The following is a 19,508-nucleotide window of genomic DNA, read 5'->3' on the forward strand; positions in this document are numbered from 1 at the left end:
TTAACCTTAAATGCTAAACATTTAAGCCCAGCCAAGCGCTGGGCTTTTTTATTCCTTTTGCTATTTACATGCGGCTTTAAATAAACCACACTGAATAAAAATACAATAAGTGCGCACCATGCTAGAGACTATTTCTTTTTCTCAACGCCAACGACTGGCGTATATCGATTTCTGCCTTTTATTTAAAGGGGCCATTCATCGCCAAGATTTAATAAACCGTTTTGAAGTAGGTTTATCGGCGGGCTCTCGCGACTTTACGCTATACAAAGAACTTGCTCCTGATAACTTAATTTACGATCCAAGGGAAAAACGTTACTTTCAAACAGAAAACTTCGTTCCTGTTTTTGAGCATGATGCTAAACGCACCCTGGTAAAGCTTGCCAACGACATATCAGACGGATTCGATGCTATTGGCGACGTTCACTTTCCGGTGGAAAGTGCCTCTTCGCTGAACGTACCCGATATTTTTGTGGTAGCGAAAGTAGTACAAGCCATAGTAAACAAAAAGGCGATGAGCGTTATTTACACATCGCTGTCAAGTGGCAGTGGCGCAAGAGAATTAGTGCCTCATAGTATTGTTGACAACGGTCAGCGATGGCATGTGCGTGCCTTCGACAGAAAATCACAAAGTTTTCGCGATTTTGTTCTGACAAGAATTAGTAAGGTAACGGTTAAAACTGAGCCTGAAGCCCACGAATGTATTGAACACGATGAAGAGTGGGGAAGGCTTATTTCCCTTGAAATTGTGCCTCACCCAAAGAATATCAAATATTCTACGGCAATAGAGCTCGACTACGCCATGGAAGAGGGCGTGTTAACTCTGGAAGTACGTGCAGCCATGGCAGGATATTTGTTAAGGCGTTGGAACGTTGACTGTACGAAGCATGCCAGTTTACGCACCGGTGAATACCAGCTTTGGCTTAGAAATCAGCAGAGCCTAGCAGACACGGATAACCTTGCTATAGCCCCAGGCTATGTGGGCGAGCAAGAGGCTTATACCGCTTAGATACCGTTTACATGCCTTATAATTGACGTTTGGTAAACCTAGCCCATAAGTCCAAGCGTCTTTACTAACTGATGTATCTTTTAATCGTAGCGAGTAGAGTGTCTTTGTCTAAGGGTTTGGGCAAGAAATCATCCATGCCTGCGGCCAAGCACTCTTCTTTATCTTCTGCAAATGCATTTGCAGTCAGTGCGATTATAGGAGTGTTAGTTTCCAGTGTTTTTCTTAAAATTATTGAAGCTTGGATACCGCCCATAATTGGCATATTGCAATCCATAAGAATAAGATCGAAATTATGCCGTTTGCTTACTTCAACGGCATCGCGACCATTTTTAACATGCAAAAATTTATAGCCTTCTGTTTGCAATATAGCTTTAACAATCTCAGCGTTAATTTCGTTATCTTCGGCCAATAGTATCCGTTTCTTTTTATTAAGTTCTTGAATCTCTTGGCGGCTAACAGGTTTAGATTCAATTAACTTACTCAAATCATTTTCCAGTTCACGTCGGTTGATTGGTTTGGCGTGAGTTTTCCAAATACTTTTAAGTATTTCGTGTTCGTCTTCCAGTCTTTCTAGTTCAGCCGAAATCAATATCACTTTAGGAAACTTAGGCGGTGTTAACCTCTTAAGCTGGTGCAGTAAGTCTACGCCGCTCATTACTGGCATAGAAAGATCAAGAATAATGACATCAAAACTAAAAGGTTTGTCATCTAAAAATGCTTTTGCACTTTCATAGCTACAAGGCTCAATCGACATAGACGCCACGATGTGCTCAAAGTATTCGCGACTGGTTTGCAAGTCGTCGATGATTGCACAGCGCAAGTTGACATTGGGCACAATGTCAATGTCTGGTAGCTGCGCTTCTTTAGCGGGCATTGTGAAGCTAAACGTACTGCCTTGACCTGTGAATGAAACCACATTTATGTCGCCACCCATTAAGTTAGCTAGCTGCTTTGCTATGCTGAGTCCTAACCCCGTACCACCAAATTCTCGCGTTGTAGATTGGTCAGCTTGTTCAAATTTTTTGAATATATTTTCCAGTTTAGAAGCGGGTATACCAATGCCTGTATCGATAACGTCGAAAACCAGACGATTGCCATTTTTATATTTAGTGTGTGTAACTTTTAGTGTTACCGAACCTTCGGACGTAAACTTAATCGCGTTGCTAAGCAGGTTGTGTAAAATCTGTGCTATACGCGTTAGATCACCTTCAATAACATGGGGAAGGTCAGCATCTTTCAAATAGTGAAATTCAAGACCTTTGCGCTGGCAATAAACCCGCTGTAACGACACCACATCATCTAGTACTTGCAATAAATCAACAGGGGCCTGCTCTATTTTTATTTTGCCCGCCTCAATCTTTGATATGTCGAGTATGTCATTAATCAAAACCAATAACTGCCGGCCGGCTGTTTTAGCCTTTTTTAAATACAAGTTACTTTTTTCCGGGTTATCGATCGCCAGTTCAATCATGCCAAATAAGCCATTCATAGGCGTACGTAATTCATGGCTCATGCTTGAAAGAAACTCTGACTTTGCTTTACTCGCTTTCTCTGCTTTTTCTGCGGCATCTTGTGCCAGTTCTTTCGAGTGTTCTAACGAGTTAATAGAGCGTTTAACTTGTCGCTCCATAGGAAAAAAGATGAACGCGGCTTCAATGCTCAATAGAACAAGTGCTGCTAGCCACAGGTACATTTCAATAGTAAGAACGGTATCTACACGTGATGTTGCGTCCTGTTCAAATTGATTTACCACATTGTCTAGCTGTTGAAGGAGCGACGTAAGCTCTTCAATCGGCATGAGGGAGGAGGTTTCGCAACGTGCGTTCGTTAACAATATCTCAGTTTTATCAACGAAATTTTTGACCTTTGAATCAAGCTGTCCTTGCTGAAAATAAGTGTTAAAAGTTTGAATAGGCAGATGTTCCAACGAAACAAGATACTCATGGTTTTGTTTGAATTTAGCAAGGTCTTGTTTTAAGTAGGCTGATTCTTGATTGTCTTCACATAGTGTCGATGAAGCTGCCAACATAGCTATGCGTTGCGATAGCATACGCTGCTGGCCCGCAATATTAATAATTTCCCCATCCTGCTTTTGCTCTTTAATTAAGCCAGAAAGAATGAAAAAAGACAGGGTAATCAGCGATGCTGTTAGCGCTAAAGCAACAATATATCGAAAACGTATGGACATAAGGTAAAGAGATGCACAGTGGTAACTAAAAGATAATAGATGCCAACTAGTTACGCAAACTGATAGGAGAAATAGTTAGGGTATCTTGCTGTGCTGAGCGCCCTGCAACAAAAAATTCATAAACTGACCAAGTAGCCCAACTTTTATTAATCACACATTCAATAAACTTAGGTTTTACCTAGGCTAGGTTGTTTTCTCTAATAGTTTTAATCGACTTTTTAAACTCTTGTGTCAATAAAGCTTCATTTTGGCGTCAATTCACTGTCACTAGAATGTCACAAATGTCCTCCAGAATTTTCGCCCGCTAAGACCGTTTACTGAGGTGAGATTTCTGCTTGCCTCTCTTCAATATAGAAAACAACTATAAGCAAGGAACCACAATGAAAAGCGAAACTCTTCGTGGAATTAAATATTCAGCGATAGCTCTAGCTGTAACACTTGGAATGACAGCCTGTTCACTAGAAGGTGATGACGGCGAAGATGGTGTACAAGGTCCAGTAGGAGAGCAAGGCCCGGCAGGTGAACAAGGTCCAGTAGGTGAGCAAGGTCCGCAAGGTGATACGGCGGGCACGCTAACACGTATTGCAACGGTTCCTCTTGGCGCAGAAGTTACCGGTATTTTCTTGACTGATGAAGGTGACCTCTTCTTTAACGTTCAGCATCCTTCAGGCACTAACGCTGCCACTACAAGCGTTAATGATATGCCGATTAACACAGGTACTGTGGGTGTACTGGCAGGCGCTAACTTTAATAACTTGCCTGTTACTTTACCAAATTCTCCAGTACCTAGCTCTGACGAAGAAAAAGAGCTGGTTGTTTCTGCTATTGGTCAATATCAAGTACTAGGTCAAACGGGTGATACCTTTGGTACTGACCTGCCAGAAGGCTTAGGGCATATCTACACCCTCGATGGCGAAGAGCTAGTTTTGGAAAATGATATGCCTGACTTTAACGGCTTTATTTCAACTGCTGAAGGCGAAGGGTATCTTTTCTCGAACTGGGAAGAACTACCCGGCGGTATGAGCCGCATGAAAGTAGAAAAAGATGAATTCGGTATGTGGGAAGTCACAGAAGCAATGATGCTAGATTTCTCCCCAGTATGGGGCACGGCGGCTAACTGTTTCGGTTCAATGTCACCATGGGGTACGCCACTTACATCTGAAGAGTGGGTGGTTGATTCAGCCGTAGACACAACAACGTCTCCTAACTGGAATAACCCTGAAGCCGTATCTACAGATGCACGCTTAGGTCGAATGTGGCAAATGACGGCGCCGGATGCGCCAAACCCTTATAACTATGGCTACATTGCAGAAGTAACAGAGCCATTGGCTGATGAGCCGGTGATTGTTAAGCACTTCACGATGGGGCGTTATGAGCACGAAAACTCTACGGTAATGCCTGATGGAAAAACCGTTTATCTTTCTCAAGATGATACGGGCGGCGTGCTGTTTAAATTTGTTGCTGATACTGCAGAAGACTTATCTGCAGGTACGCTTTACGGGGCTAAACTAACTCAAGATGCAGGTCAAAATGACCCAGCAACAACGGGCTTTGCTGTTGAGTGGGTTGAGCTAGCTAGTGGCGACAATATGACTATTCGCGCATGGATTGACGAGTACAACGGTATTGGTACCGACGATTACGTAGATGGCCAAAGCTCTTACATCACAATGGCAGACGTTCAGGCGTGGGCAGATGGCGATGCAACTTACCCAACGGTAGAAGAGGGCGGTTCAAGCGTTACAGCCGGTGAGCCAATGGATGACCGTGTTGCATTTTTAGAAAGTCGTGCGGCGGCTCGTCTTAAAGGCGCAACGGCAGAGTGGAGAAAACTGGAAGGTATCTCTATTAATCAGAAACGCGCACAAGAAGCCGTTGAGGGTGTCGATACTATTGAAGGTGAAGTAGTAGAAAATGCATACCTTTATATCGGCATTGCGGATATCGATAACACCATGATTGATGATGAAGGCGATATGCAATTATCTGCCCGCGTTAAAGATTGTGGTGGTGTTTATCGCGCCAAACTCGAAGAAGGCTACAACATTTCTCGTATCGAACCCGTTGTGATGGGCGGTACCTACCGTTCAAGCCTGACCGGTGCAGAGCGTTGTGACGTTGAGCAGCTATCTCAGCCAGATAACGTTGTGGTAATGAACGACGGCCGTATCCTTATCGGTGAAGATGGTTTCCAAGAAAACAACACGCTGTGGATGTATGAACCAGCAGATAAATAAGTTTTCTTTTTAATTTAAGATATGCCGGGTGTTTACACATCCGGCTTTTTCCGTTGTGACGATTATGAAAATACTAAAAATAACTTCAAGTGCAGGCTTTCTGCTTTCACTACTTGTCAGTGCAGGGTGCACTGAAAGCGCAAGTGCTGATGTAAGCAATCAATTAAATAGTGGCGTAAGCGCAATTTCTTATTCTGCTAATGGGAAAGAACCTTTATCAGCGCAAATAAACGCAGACAGTGCACACGCTTATCCATACCAAGAAGGGGACGATATTCCCGCACTCGCGTATATAGAACATAATGAAGTGTATAACCCCGAATCGGTTATTCCTCCCCAGTGCTATACAAAAACAGAAGGCGTAAATAACCCTTGTTACGCATGCCACCAAAGCTACGATTCGATAGAAAAGCGGCCTAACCAAATGGGTGATGGTACCCTGCAGGGCAACTATGAATTTTCAGATGTTGGGTTAACAAATAGCTGGAAGAACCTGTTTATTGACCGTACCTCGCTTATAGCGGGCATTGACGATGTTACAATTAGAAAATATGTAGAACAAGACAACTACACTGCATCAATTCAAAAAGATGCGATGCCAGAATATATGCGTATCGAGAGTTTAAGTGAAGCTGAGAAGGCTTTTGACAAAGATGGTTTCGCTAAAGATGGCAGTGGGTGGGTGTCTTATAATTACAAACCGTTTCCTAGTACCTTCTGGCCGACCAACGGGTCAACGGGCGATGCTATGATTAGGCTCCCAAATAACTTTCAAACCCTAGATGGCAAGTTTAATAAAACAGTTTATACCTTAAACCTTAGCCTGGTTGAAATGACGCTTAAAGAACTTAATAAACTAAGTGTAGCGCCAGTAGATGAGACAGCCATTAATGTAGATGTTAACCAAGACGGCGAACTGACAGCGTCTGTAACAGAAATTGTTCGTACTTCACATTATGTTGGTGATGCGAGAGAGGTTCCTCTGGCCCATATGCTTTACCCTGAAGGCACTGAGTTTTTGCATACTGTTCGCTACATCGGTGTGGACGATAACGGGAATATTTATAATGCGCCGCGGATGAAAGAAGTGCGCTACATGAAAAAGCATATGTTTAGAAGCAGAGAAAGCTTAGCATCGGCCTATTATGCCGAGGCAAAAGATAAGCATTTCGAAAAGCTGCCTCAAACTCGCTACTTGGGTGAAAAGGGGATAGACAACGGCTTTGGCTGGACAATTAATGGTTTTATCGAAGATGAGCAAGGGGAGCTGCGTGCGCAGCACGATCAAGAGCTAGCGTTTTGTAACGGCTGTCATAAAACAGTAGGGTCAACATTTGACCAGACATTTTCATTCGCTCGTAAAGTACCTGGCGAGGCGGGGTGGGGCTATATTGATTTGCGTGCCATCGAAGATGTGCCAAACATTAATGAAGAAAAAGGTGAATACCTGACCTACATGGAACGTGTAGGAGGCGGTGATGAATTCCGTCAAAACGGTGAAATGTTGGCAAAGTGGTTCGATGAAAAAGGCATGGTAAACAGAGAAAAGGTACAGCGTGCTAAGTCAGTATACGACATCATCACGCCTTCATCGGAGCGCGCTTATGCATTAAACAAAGCTTACTTAACCATAGTTAGAGAGCAAAGCTATCTGTTTGGTCGCGATGCTACGCTTACCAAAGCAAATAACGTATTAAGTACTATTGATGCCGATCAGCCGCCGCTGAAACCTGAACATCGCTTTAAGTGGGATATGCGGCTTAACTGGCGCCAAGCAAGCCCGAACGCTATCGCACAGGCGCAATAGCGTTGGCTTAATTTGCTAGAATGATGCTTGCGAACTACAACGGGTTCGCAGGCATTATTTCGAATTGAATTGGCTTGTATCTAAAGTTGTTAGATTCACCGGCAGAACATGCAGTTAACCCTACAATCATATCCATTTTAGCTTCAAATATCGTGTAATCGCCGGCTTTTGACTTTGGCGGCAAAACAGCAATTTTACCCGTACTGTCTACCTCAACATTCATAAATGTATTGAAGGTTGTACATACGTGATGCTCCGGGATATCAAACTCCGCAAAAGCGGCCACTAAGTTACCATGGCAGCCTGGGACCGGTTCCTCATTAGGGTAAAAATGTTTGAAGGTATCTACACTACAGGGCGTTAGTAAAAAATCGTGATCTTCTACTTTGTCCTCGATGATCTCGAACATAACGTTACTTTGATTAGAATAAAGCAGGCTGCCTTTTTTAAACTGTAGGCTTTCATTGTAGTCTAGGCTTCTGCCAGAAGAGATAAACTCATCTTTATCATGCTCATTAAACGCATAAAGGTCTGCTACTTGCTCACCTTCAGGGTCAATTACCTTAAGACGTTCACCTTTTTTGATAGTAAATGCAGTACCACTTCTTGGCTGTATAGTTTGTCTCATACTGTGCCTTTTATATTTTAAGAGTTAGTTTTTTACTTGCTTAAAGGGACATTCCCAATTTTCTGAATGCTTTTTACCACTGTATTGATAAACTTCCGAACTTTCACCATGATTCGCAAGCAGTGGGTTTTTACTACCGCAGTAGGCGGTATCACGTTTTCTAATATGATCTCTAAATGCTTCAAACTTCTGCTGTTTACGAAGCAGTTCAAATTGTTCGTGTAAATTAAATACAATGGCGGGATGAGAAAAACGTCGGCTTTTTCTAGAGGCATTTGGATGCAACCCGATAACGAAAAAGCCTTTACCGCCAAGACTTAAGCTAAACTGCGCACTGTGAGGGTCGCTTGACACTTTACTATCCCAACTTTTTAAGCAAGCGTCTACTTCATGAAGACGTTGAAGCTTTCCCCAAAGTACCTTATCAAACTCAGTTTCAGTTATGCTATCGGGTTGTTCGAAGGTCACCACAAGTGAGGAGTACATATCACGCTTTAACGTAAATGTTTCCACGAATTTGTGAATTGAAGCCAAAATATCAGTTTCATTGCTTTCACAACGAATATCGTCAAACTGTAGAACGTGAATTTGCTTTTTATTAAAGGCCGTTTTAGCACCTACACAGGGGAAGTCATCTTCCCCCACAAATGATAGAAAACGATGTGTTAGATCAGGTTTTATTAAGGACATTCCATATCTCCCTACTTAAACATTTCCGCTTACTTCTATGAGAGAAATTACGCGGTACTGCTTAAGCGTTCTTGATTTTTAACCGGTGAATGGAAAGATGTAAATTCAATCCCTGATGTAGTCGTATTAGGTATAAACGAGTTTTCGTTCGGGTTGCTCGAACCGTCTTCCTGTTCTGGTAGTTGTATAACTTTCAAACCATTTTCGTGAAAGTTCGGATCGATAAAACCTTTGTCTGCATAGGCTGTTAGCACTTCTGAGCAAGGGTAGAAGCCCCATTTAGAGTGAAAGCGCTGGGCATTATGCACAAAGTCTAATAAGTGATTGACAGGGCATTGATAGTTGGGGCGAGTTGGTGCAAATGTACGGGTAGGCAACTGCTCTAATGAATAGCCTAGCGCTCGGCAATTGGTGAAAAAATCTTCGTCATTTAGTCCGAAACCCGCGTAGCCTTCATCGAAGCCGCCGGTTTTCTGAAAGTCTGTCTTACGAATAAAAAACACTGTAGAACAAATACTATCGTCACTAAACTTTCCATGATTATTTCCCTGATCTCTTGATGGTATTTCGTTGTTATCTTCTTTCGGTAACGTTTCATCGTTACTCGCTAGATAACCGATTTGCTTTTCATTTTTTGAAATGTCTGAATACGGCTTGTTGCAGCGTTCGTTAGGTAAAAAGACGACCGAAGTAAATACTACTGTGTTGTCTTTTAGCGCTAAGAGCCCGTCTCTACAAAGCGTAGGTGCTATTACCGCATCAACATTTAGGTAAACAAGGTTTTCATGCTTAGCGGCTAGCATTCCCTTATTGCGCGCTTTCGCTATTGGCAGTTCTCCTTGGGTGGTGAATTTGTGCACAATATCGAATTTTTCGCTCTGAATAAGGGAGAGGTCAGAAGGCGGTGCCATCCATACGATGACAAGTTCATCTGGTGTTGGTGAGCATTGCTCCAACTGCGAAATTAAATTGCAAAGCTTCTCAGTTCTACTTTTAACAATAGTTACTGCACTTACTGGTGAACGCATACTCAACCTCCTTTGCTAACCTTTCTAAAGCCTTTGGCTAAAACAGTGCACCTTGCACGTTATACTTTCGTATAAAGCAAAGAGTGCTCCATGTTTTTATGTGGTTGAAAATAAAAGTTTTTTATTGTTTTTCGGTGCTATTTTGATAAAGGTTGCGATCAAAAGCGCGCAAGAGCTGCAAAGAAAGAGAAAAATTTACAAATTAGAAATGTAAGGTGTTTTATCCGCAAAATAGTTCTACTAGATTGGCTACTTTTACGGCTTCTGAAGGGTCTTGCTTTGAATGTTTTCAAGCTTTGAATTATTAAGGGGATTTAGGTATTCAATGGGTTGATTCCTAACACACATAAGTGTTTTTTCGAATCGCTGACATGTTCCTTTATACACTTTATTTTTGCCTACCGTGTAGCTACATAGCTCGCCTCTATTCAGTGAATCACAGGCTACAAGTGGGGCTTTGTGTACATGCCCGCTGTGCGCCAAGCTTAGTGTTGCAAAACAAAACGACAAGCTAAATGCTACTGACCTTTTTATATTAATTATCACTATTATCTCCCATTTATTTGCCTTGATTAATTGCTATCAACGGTAATACTACCTTGTGCCCCTTTAAAGCACCCAATGAACATGTTTTCTGCGGCGCTCGCTGCGTGGTAGTGATAGCCACGGTTTTCATCGCTGTGACCTCTGCATTCGTCAAGGTCAAAATCTTCTTCACCTTCGCTATTTAACATGGCGTAAATACCATACCCATCCAACGCGTAACCTATTATATTAGCGTGACCATCTAGTGAAGATATTATGTCACTGCAGCCTAGCGCCGCGTGATAGTGGTATCCTTCTACTGGATTAACGTGACCGCCACAGTCATCGAAAGCGGCTATGGTATTAGCGCTTAAAATAGCGTTTAAAGGGGCAGGGCCAGCAATGACTACTCCATTGAGAGTCACCCCCACATCTGCTGATAGTGAATTTGGGTTCGAAAGCGCAACGGGTTTAACAGGAATAAGTAGTGTCTGGGCAACTCCACCCCCATAATAGTCAATGGAACACTCTACACAGTGGTTTTGATATTCTGGGTCTACATCTGGACGGGCGGCAGCTTCACATGCAATCTGCGAATCAGTAACAAATACTTCTCCTGTTGCTTCATCATAGAGCTGCCAGTCACTTCCGTATAAATCAGAAAGACTTAGAATAAAGCTACCGTCAACCTGGTAAAGTTCTCCGCTCCCATCAAACCACACACCACCTTGCGTTGCATCGTCGGTAATATTGCGAGGACAGAATGGTCCAATATCGGCGTTAGCTGGTGTACCACTAATTACTATTTTGAAACATTCGGTCTGCGTGCCATCTGTAAGTGTACAATCGGTGGTAGAAATGCTGTCAGAAAGGCCTGCCGCTAGGAATAAGTCGGGGTCTAAATTTGCCTGTATTGCTTCATTGTCGATAGTTTCGCTAGAAGGTGTATCGTCAGCTATTGACGTTGAGTTGTCTGCTGAATCATCCCCAGAGCACCCGCTTATACCTATAGTGCAGGCAGCGTAAAGACATAGGTATACAGGAAATCGCGTATTATCTGACTGAATCATGTAGCCTCTTCGACATAGCTTCGGTTAATAGCCATCATGATAAGAGAGAAATGTGCAGATAATCAGCAAGTTCTCCGTATAACAAAAGAAGTTTAATCTAACTCAGCTTATAGCCTATACCGTAAACAGCCTGAAGCGGTGAAGTGTGGTCATCTTGCATTAGCTTGTGACGCAAATTTTTCATGTGACTATCGATGGTGCGATTACTTACTATACGCCCGTCAACATAGCCCTTGTCCATAAGCTGTTCTCTAGAAAATACGTGCCCCGGCTTTTCTATAAATGTTTTAAGTAACCTGAATTCAACCGGTGTGAGTTCTATTGTTTCGTTCCTTCGCTCACAGACATAGGTGTCTAAATCAAGTATTATATCCTTATGCACTAATTTTCTTTGAGATTGTTCTAAAGAGCTATTTTGTGATTGAGTTCGTCTTAAAATCGCCTGCACTCGCGCTACGACCTCACGTGGTGAAAACGGTTTGCAAATATAATCATCAGCACCTGCGCCTAATCCAATAAGCCTATCTATTTCATCTATCCGAGCCGTTAGCATCAAGATAGGCACATTTGAAAATTGCCTAATCTGTTTGCATAACGTGAGCCCATCTATCGCAGGCAACATACGATCTAGAATTATTGCGCTAAAGGTGCTTTCTTTAATTGAGGAGATTACGTGTTCACCGCTATGCAGTACTTTTGTATTGAAACCCTCTAGAGCAAAAAAATCTACAAGGATTTGGGCAATTTTTTCTTCGTCTTCAACAATTAAGACAGGATGTTCAGTGGACATTAAGTGACATTTCCCTCAATTGGTAGAGCGACTGATATTTTAACGCCTCCAAGGTCGGAACTCGAAGCGTCTATCGTACCTTTATGCGCATGAATAATGGATTGGCTTATCGATAAACCTAAGCCAGCGCCTTCAGCTCGCCGTTTTCGAGATGAATCTTCTCGATAAAGCGGGTCAAACATGTGCTTTTCGTTTCCAATAGATACACCCGGTGCACTGTCCTCTATGTCGATGAGGGCTTTATCTCCTGCATCAACTAATGTTATCCGCAGTTGACCTGGCGCATCTGTGTATTCAACACTATTGCTCAAAATATTCGAAAACACCTGGTGTAAGCGTTGGGCATCGGCTGTTACCTTAATATTGCTAGGAATGTAAGTACTAACGGTAATGCATTTAGACCCAAAAGCTAGATTAAATTGCGCCAAAATATCTTTCAACAAATCGCTGATATCAACCGGTTCGAAAACGAAGTGCATACCTCCTATATCTGATAAGGACAACTGATATAGGTCATCAACCAAGCGCGTTAAACGGCTGACCTCATCCTGGAATGAAGCGAGCTGCACTTTATCGAATTGTCTAACACCTGCTTCGACCAATTCCATCTCACCAGCGAGTATTGATAGCGGAGTACGCAATTCGTGAGAAATATCTGCTAGCCACTGCTTTTGGGTAGCCTCGTGTACGTTTAGAGCTTCGGCAAGTGCATTGACGTCTTTCATTAGCTCGCCAAATTCATCGTTGGGGGGCTGCTTGAATTTCACATCGTACTCGCGCCTTGCTAGCTGTTCGACGGCTTTTACTATCTTTTTAAAGGGCGACAGAAGTTTAGGAACGATGATGACGGCAGTAATTAATGAAACTACTAATGCTAATGCGCCTATAGCGATAAACGAAGTGCGCTGTTGTCGCATAAATTCTTGCGCCATTGTAGAACTTGGGGAGGGCGGAAGGTAGCTTTCCAATGCGCCAATCGTGCGGCCTTCGCTAATAATAGGAACAGATACTTTAATGTCTTGTTTACGCACAGCATCGCTAAGCACGCTACCTGCTATCACATTGTTTTGTGAGTCAAGTAATGTGGTAGGTGGGCCTATATGTTGTTCTTCACGATCAGGTAGCCGATAGGTATTCCTTTCTGGAGGAGGCTGATTTATACCCATAAGCTCTTGGTCTCTGCGCTTTGGGCCGCGGGGCGGGGGACGATTACCTTGGTGAGAAAATGCATAGGGTGATATTCCTTCCCAGCTTAGGTCATTCAGTTCGTATTCTAACGCAAGCATTTCTCCTAGCTGACTAAGCCGCTCTTTTTCTTGCGCGACAATAAATTTATTAAAGCCTTGTTCAAAGCTCCAACGGGCAGTCGCAAGCGCAAGCATTAGAGACATGCAAGAAAATGCGAGTAAAATGATAGTAAGTTTATGAGATAACTTCATATTTCGAGTATAGCGATGTACGGCGCATCTCTACAATATTGACAACGTGATTAGCATGCAAATCACGGAGTAATACTCATGTTCTGCGCTATTTCTGCACATTTTAACTTTATGATTAGAATTATAGAGTCGGCGCCATCTACGGTAACTGCAAGTGGCACTAATTACGGTAAATGTTGAAAGTATTATGAATACAAAAGTAAGGAGTAGTAGCAATATGAATAAGACGGCAATTTTAATTGGTCTACTTAGTTTAAGTACCACAGGTTGTTTTGCGAAAGGCGATAGAGAGCACCCAAGACAACCGCCTCCTGAGGCTATAGAAGCTTGTGAAGGAAAAGCTGAGGGTGAAACAGTGTCCTTTGAAACGCCAAGAGGTGAAACAGTTGAAGGAACGTGCACGCTAAAAGATGAGACGCTTGTTGCAATGCCAGAGCGTCGCCCTCAAAGATAATTTTATACACTTCACATATCGCGGTGTTGTTCGATGTTTGTTATGTCGATTTTCACCGCGTATTTAGCACGTAATAGCTTTGCCCCCGATACAAATTTTGATATGCTTAACTGGTAGGTTAAACATTAAATTTCAATAGTTTGCATATTCCTACAAATATTACTTAACACGTTTCCCTTCGAGTGAAATTGGTCCCTTTAAATTGGTGTTTACTCATTCAAAGTGTAGGTAAATCTTCAGCCTTACTTGTAACGTATTAATTTCTGTATTTCGTATTTTTTCTTTGGTGGACAAAGGCTGTGGAATCACAATCGTCTGTAATTATTCGAAACTATGACAAGCAATCTTTAAAAACGGTTGATGTTATAACAGGTATCTCACCGAATGCTATGCGTAGAGTTTTTGGTGGCTGGATATTTTTCGCGGCTGTTGTCGGGGTTATCGTCAGCGTGGCCCCTGATTTAAGCGCGCAGTTTATTGGTTTAACGCTCTTTGTGCTAGTTGCTTTTACACTTATTATGTTCGGGCAAAGTAGAATCACGGAGGGCTGGCCTGCTATAATTTGCGACGATGACTATATCGGCGTAATACGCGACCCTGCAAAACGAGAGTATATTTGTGTACGTTCTGCTTTAGTTAAAGACGCTAAGCCTACGCTAATAAAACCCAATAAAAAAGCCATTGAGATAGTGCTGGATAGCGAGAAACTTCTTGAAAAGGACCATGGGGTACTTAATCAAGCTGTATGGCCTAGAGAGCACAGCTTGATTGGCTTAGCACATTTCAAAAAGCGTGAAGAGGCTTGCGACAGCCTCATGTGGTGTGTAAAGCATCGTGGTGCTCGTTGAGCATCTTTAAAGTACGCTAATTCTTGTCAGTAATTAACGCAAGTTCTGTGTAAAGAGGGTAGTGATCAGAGCCTACACCCTCTAATTTCTCAATGTTTACCAACCCAAAGTGTTCAGAGTGGAAAACGTGGTCCAGTGGCCACTTCACTAATGGGTACTTTGCATGGAAAGTATTGAAAAATCCTCGACCTTCTCTAGGATCTAACAGTCCGCTTATTTTCTTAAATTTTCTGGTAGTAGGTGACCATGCAACGTCATTCAAATCGCCAGCGACAATTATAGGTCCTTCTGTTTTGGCAATTTCTTCCCCGACTACGGTTAGCTCGATATCCCTAGGCTTAGCATAGGTATTTTCCGTTGGGCTTGGCGGTTTTGGATGAAGAAAATAAAGCAGTATATCTTTACCATAGAGGTTGATTTTTACCCTCATAGATGGCACATCGTCTTCAATCATAAAACGTAGTGTAGCCTCTTTAAATGGAATTTTACTGTACAGGTGCATACCGTAAAGATTCTCTAGGGGGCAAAATTTACGATAAGGATATTCTGACTCGATTTCGCTTATGCCTTTCTGCCACTTTTCGTTAGATTCAAGGGTGACCAGAAAATCGGGATGTTTATTGCGCACATGCTCAATGAGTTTGCGAAAATCATTGTTTGGCATATATACATTGCTAGAAAGCACACTTAGCTTTTGGCTTGAATCATCACTGCCTAGGCGTTGCACTTCACGCTTGTAAAGGGGAGTGTAGGGGATTATCCAGACAACTTGGTAAATTAAGCTAACAACTAGGCCCGCTATTTCGATTAGCGAAAGGCTATTTATTGGGGCGTAGTACGTTACTTTAAATGCGTGCCCAATAAGTAATAGGGAGATAATTGCAGCTATTTGAAGCCTTGGAAACTCCCACACTCTTACCAACCAGTGGGAAGAGGGGAGAAGTGGAGCCCAGCTTACGGCGATAAATAAAACCGAAGCAGCAGTGAGCGCAGTATCCATGTCTAGAAGGTCCTTGAATAAAACTGACAAAACACATCTTACCTAAACCAAAAAGTTAGTTGGCTTTGTAAAGGTTATGTGGATGATGATAAAACAATAGTTATAATTACGGCGGTTTCCTAAAATAAGTTTAACCTTACCTTTCTATTGAGCGTCAGTATCTGTGCATAGTTCTATGTATCTTTTTAATGTTAATTCCACCATGTTGTTTCCACTGTGTTATTTCCATAGGAACATTAAGTGGCAACTTATAAATAGCGTAATTTCCAAGGGGCATACACAATTTGCTTGTGTTAAGTAAAAAATTCTCGAAATCAGGCAAAGTTTGCAAACTTCAGAAGACCGATATAATCGAAGTCAATAATTAATCCATATAAAACAATAGGATATTAGGTTGGCAAGGTTTTAGCACCTGAAGTTGTGAGTTTCGACAAAGGAGAAATGTTATGAAACGTTCAATTATTTCTATGATTGTTGCTACAACATTAACTACAGCTGCTTATGCTGGTGATATGGACACAGACAATAAGTGGGAAAAAGGTGCTAAGGACGCATGGATTGACGGTAAAGCAGAAGCTACGCTGTTGTTCAATGGCAATCTAGATTCATTCGACATTAACACCGATGTGAAAGATGGCAATGTCGTTCTTACAGGTAAGGTTGAAAATTCTGTCGATAAAAAATTAGCTGAAGAGTTGGTAACTAACATCGACGGTGTTACTTCGGTAGACAACAAGCTTACTGTTGTTGCTGATAACGATATGCACAAAGAGATGTCTGACGATATGGAAGACACTGTAGATGAGGGCACAAGTGAATTGACTGACGCAAAAATTGCAACGGTAATTAAAACTCGTCTACTCATGGACACTGATATTTCAGGATTTGACATTGATGTTGACGTAGAAAACGGTGTGGTAACACTGACTGGCGAAGTTGATTCTGACGCTGAGCGTGACCTAGCAGTAGAAATTGCTAAAAATGCTTCTGATGTCAAAGACGTAGAGAGTGACCTACGTGTTGTTACTGAAACTGCAATGAACTAAAGTTTCTGTATCCGACATTACAAAAAAGGGGCATGCGCCCCTTTTTTCTTGCCTAACGTAAATTAGGTATACCGGTCAGCACATCGACTTAACTAATGTTTCCACTCTTCATCCAATAAGACAACTTCATCGTTTTCAGATTTAATTTCTTTACGGGACTCAGTGCCATTTTCTGCCACAAGATAAAATTCATAAATCGTAATATCAGTTCCGTATTGCTTACTTTCAATGATACGCCTAACTTGGTCAGAGTTTTCCTGCTTCTTGATAAGTGTTTTTACAGCGGAAGGTAAATCTTCCATAGTTAAATCCCGCTGTACTTCAACAATTTTCCACTGCTCTCCGTCTTGCAGCATATCGAATTCTATTTCATTTCCGTTAGCGTCTTCACCTTCAACATCAAGATATACATTACCGTGTTTGTATTCTTTCTCAACTTCTTGTATCGCAAAGTTAGGAGCAACACTTTTTATTGCTGTTAACGCGGAAGTAGGAATAGCATCTGTGGATATCGCTTCTTTTTTGTTTAGCGTAGCGCCAATCTTAACATTGTCGCTTTCCGCCACAGGTCTTTGCGTAATTAGGTTCGCTTTGAAGGTTTCAGTCGGTTCGCTGCTTTCACCTACCGTTAAGTTGGAAAACGCGACCTGTACATAGTCACCATTTTTCTTATCTTCTTCCCAGTTTCCTGTACCCATACATGCCGCGTACCAAAAGCCGTCATCATCTTTAGTGCTGCACTGGTTATAAGCGCCCGCTTTAAAATAATTCCAATCTAGCGTATAGCCGTAAGGATGATCGTGCTGGTCCAACTCACCATAAGCATTTACCCCATTGGCAAGATTAATAGCATAATTAACGGTTTTGTGTCCGTCTGATTTAAAGCTCAGGTACATTACATCACCGTGAACGTTCACTTCATAACTAAAGCTCTCGTTAAGTTTAATACCTTCGCTACCCGGATTTTCAGGATTGGTCCATAAATTTCCCCAAACTGGATAAGCAATGTCAGTACGGTTTTTATCATTTTTGGGCAAGTTACGCTCGTAAGTCCAAAACACAGAGCCCGTTTCATGCTGAGGCCACTTTTTGTAATAAATCTTGAGTGGCTCATTACCCCAACCAAACCCTTTAACCTTTTTCTTCCATTTACTAGCGTGTATCTGACCTACTACCACCGAAAAAGCTGGCGCTTTATCTGGGTATTTAGCTCTCGTAGCGACATGCTGCACTTTAAGCGTGGCATTTAATTTTCCGCCTACTTGAGCAAAGCGGTCTGAAATAGGGTTACTGGCAACGGTAAAGTTATTCTTGGGTGAGTGAGTTTTAATACGTGTGTTAGAACCGCGAAGCATGTGTCGCAGTTCGCTACGGGTATTGGATGAGTTTTGAGTGGTTAGTGCTTTATTGGGCGCTGCAAACACCATATTTCCTTCATCGTCCACATAGAAAAAGTCTCTGTGCTCAAAGCTCTGGATATCCTTTACGGATATTTCGTCAACTTTCCCATTGTTGTCTTTATCTGTAGGGATTGTAATTTTCCATTCGCTTAAATCAAACTGCTCAGCTGGAAGTGCCTCAGCATTAGCAAGACCTGAAGCGAAGAGCAATGGAAGGCACGTCGACAGGTGCTTTGTCCATGGGGTAACAGAGACGGCGAATAACGAGAAGGCAGTAGGCATTGTTTTTATTTTAGACATTTAAACCTCTTGGTAGACAATCGCTTACGAATACAACTCATACTTAAGTCAATAATATTGGTAAGTCCGGTTGTGGGTAAAGCTTTATATTTGTAATGCCAATTTATCATTCTTGTAAACCAATTGCAAAATGTTATCAAGTCGTTAAATCAAGAGGCGTCCAGCAGGGTTTGTGAGTGTATAACCGTTGCTTCTACCGTTAATTTCGAGGCTTTTTCATACTTATGTCTATGCGCATCTCGATATTCAGCGCGAGAAATAAACTTTTTGGTAATACCAAATATGCAATAGACACTATATTCTTTACCCAGTGTTTGTTTGAGCCTGTTTCACAAACTTAAGTTTAGAAGCGCTTAAATTAAACCCGAAGGAAAGAAACGGAAAAATTCTCTTAAAGTGTGTAGAAAATTCTTTATATACATTTTGTAGTAACAGTCTTGTTTCATATCTTTCTGATATTCAAAGAAATATATTGTGGTATAGAAGCTGCAATCCCAAATTATAAATTACATTTAGCAATTAATATTAGCGTGCTGTTTTGCATACATTACCTTTTCAGCGCCGAAGAAGTCGTTAACCAAATAGAAGTCGTTAACCATATAATTGTTATCCAAATTATGAGCAGTTCACAGTTGGTCAAGGAGTGAGGCATGAACATTTTAAAGTGGGTTTATTCAGCTATTGTTGTTTCAGTGGTCATAGCACTAATCGGCATGTTCGGGCAGGGTAAGCTTTCAGTTAGCCAAGCAACGGCCGATGACGCAGAACGTACTGTTCACGCCGATATTGTTAAAGTTGAACAGACTTTATCACTGGTAGAGTTTGATTTATCTAAAAAGGCGCATCTGCTTAGAAAAACACGATTAGAATTTTATGTTAAGCAGGCAAAACAAGCCGATTTAAGAGGCTGGAAGTTTAAACGTGACGAGTTCGTTGAACGGGCTGAAAACATCATAAGCCACCACCTTACGCAATATGCGAACGATATAGCTCAAGAGACAGAGACCTACACTGCACAGGCAATCTAGTCTAAACAGTATTAACGAAAACGC

General features: G+C 41.9%; 15 protein-coding genes and 1 pseudogene. 7 read left to right on the plus strand and 9 right to left on the minus strand.

The window, feature by feature from the left end; genetic code table 11:
• The first annotated feature begins 118 nt into the window (after positions 1-118).
• Positions 119-1,006 carry a WYL domain-containing protein gene (locus D1814_RS15455; RefSeq protein ID WP_118493931.1) on the plus strand — a complete coding sequence of 296 codons (888 nt, stop codon included), beginning with the start codon at positions 119-121 and terminating at the stop codon, positions 1,004-1,006.
• Between the two features lie 64 nt (positions 1,007-1,070).
• On the opposite strand, the gene D1814_RS15460 is transcribed toward D1814_RS15455, so the two are convergent.
• Complete coding sequence (locus tag D1814_RS15460) at positions 1,071-3,194, minus strand: response regulator (RefSeq protein ID WP_118493934.1); 2,124 nt, start codon at positions 3,192-3,194, stop codon at positions 1,071-1,073.
• Between the two features lie 380 nt (positions 3,195-3,574).
• Between D1814_RS15460 and D1814_RS15465 the strand changes: the two genes are divergently transcribed.
• Positions 3,575-5,431 (plus strand): alkaline phosphatase PhoX, encoded by a 1,857-nt coding sequence (locus tag D1814_RS15465; RefSeq protein WP_118493937.1) that lies wholly within the window; start codon positions 3,575-3,577, stop codon positions 5,429-5,431.
• Positions 5,432-5,495: 64 nt separating this feature from the next.
• Entirely contained in the window at positions 5,496-7,238 is a 1,743-nt protein-coding gene (locus tag D1814_RS15470; protein WP_118493940.1) for a hypothetical protein, read from the plus strand.
• Positions 7,239-7,272: 34 nt separating this feature from the next.
• Here the strand turns inward: D1814_RS15470 and D1814_RS15475 are convergent, their stop codons facing one another.
• The 6 genes from D1814_RS15475 to D1814_RS15505 form a co-directional block, all read right to left on the minus strand.
• Complete coding sequence (locus tag D1814_RS15475; protein ID WP_118493943.1) at positions 7,273-7,866, minus strand: DUF1989 domain-containing protein; 594 nt, start codon at positions 7,864-7,866, stop codon at positions 7,273-7,275.
• Between the two features lie 24 nt (positions 7,867-7,890).
• A complete protein-coding gene (gene gntA, locus D1814_RS15480) occupies positions 7,891-8,556 on the minus strand; it encodes a guanitoxin biosynthesis heme-dependent pre-guanitoxin N-hydroxylase GntA (protein WP_118493946.1) in 666 nt (221 codons plus the stop codon).
• Between the two features lie 47 nt (positions 8,557-8,603).
• Positions 8,604-9,584: a glycosyltransferase family 2 protein gene (locus D1814_RS15485; protein WP_118493949.1), complete on the minus strand. Its 981-nt coding sequence runs from the start codon at positions 9,582-9,584 to the stop codon at positions 8,604-8,606.
• 572 nt (positions 9,585-10,156) lie between these two features.
• Positions 10,157-11,179, minus strand: coding sequence for a YHYH protein (locus D1814_RS15495; protein WP_118493955.1), 1,023 nt, complete (start codon positions 11,177-11,179; stop codon positions 10,157-10,159).
• Positions 11,180-11,276: 97 nt separating this feature from the next.
• Positions 11,277-11,969: a response regulator gene (locus D1814_RS15500; protein WP_118493958.1), complete on the minus strand. Its 693-nt coding sequence runs from the start codon at positions 11,967-11,969 to the stop codon at positions 11,277-11,279.
• A complete protein-coding gene (locus D1814_RS15505; protein WP_118493961.1) occupies positions 11,969-13,408 on the minus strand; it encodes an ATP-binding protein in 1,440 nt (479 codons plus the stop codon). Before D1814_RS15505 ends, D1814_RS15500 begins: the two co-directional genes overlap by 1 nt.
• Before the next feature lie 217 nt (positions 13,409-13,625).
• Here D1814_RS15505 and D1814_RS15510 point away from each other — a divergent pair, with 217 nt between their 5' ends.
• Entirely contained in the window at positions 13,626-13,862 is a 237-nt protein-coding gene (locus D1814_RS15510) for a hypothetical protein (RefSeq protein WP_118493964.1), read from the plus strand.
• Positions 13,863-14,161: 299 nt separating this feature from the next.
• Positions 14,162-14,710 (plus strand): hypothetical protein, encoded by a 549-nt coding sequence (locus tag D1814_RS15515; RefSeq protein ID WP_118493967.1) that lies wholly within the window; start codon positions 14,162-14,164, stop codon positions 14,708-14,710.
• 16 nt (positions 14,711-14,726) lie between these two features.
• On the opposite strand, the gene D1814_RS15520 is transcribed toward D1814_RS15515, so the two are convergent.
• Entirely contained in the window at positions 14,727-15,710 is a 984-nt protein-coding gene (locus tag D1814_RS15520; protein WP_118493970.1) for an endonuclease/exonuclease/phosphatase family protein, read from the minus strand.
• A 446-nt stretch (positions 15,711-16,156) separates the two neighbouring features.
• Between D1814_RS15520 and D1814_RS15525 the strand changes: the two genes are divergently transcribed.
• Positions 16,157-16,756: a BON domain-containing protein gene (locus tag D1814_RS15525; RefSeq protein WP_118493973.1), complete on the plus strand. Its 600-nt coding sequence runs from the start codon at positions 16,157-16,159 to the stop codon at positions 16,754-16,756.
• A gap of 605 nt (positions 16,757-17,361) precedes the next feature.
• On the opposite strand, the pseudogene D1814_RS15530 reads toward D1814_RS15525, so the two are convergent.
• Positions 17,362-18,438: pseudogene (locus tag D1814_RS15530) on the minus strand (polysaccharide lyase family 7 protein); the annotation flags it as partial.
• Between the two features lie 668 nt (positions 18,439-19,106).
• Here D1814_RS15530 and D1814_RS15535 point away from each other — a divergent pair.
• Positions 19,107-19,484, plus strand: a complete 378-nt coding sequence (locus D1814_RS15535; RefSeq protein WP_118493979.1) for a hypothetical protein — start codon at positions 19,107-19,109, stop codon at positions 19,482-19,484.
• The last annotated feature ends 24 nt before the right edge of the window (positions 19,485-19,508 follow it).

This window comes from Alteromonas sp. BL110 (assembly GCF_003443615.1).
GTDB lineage: Bacteria > Pseudomonadota > Gammaproteobacteria > Enterobacterales > Alteromonadaceae > Alteromonas.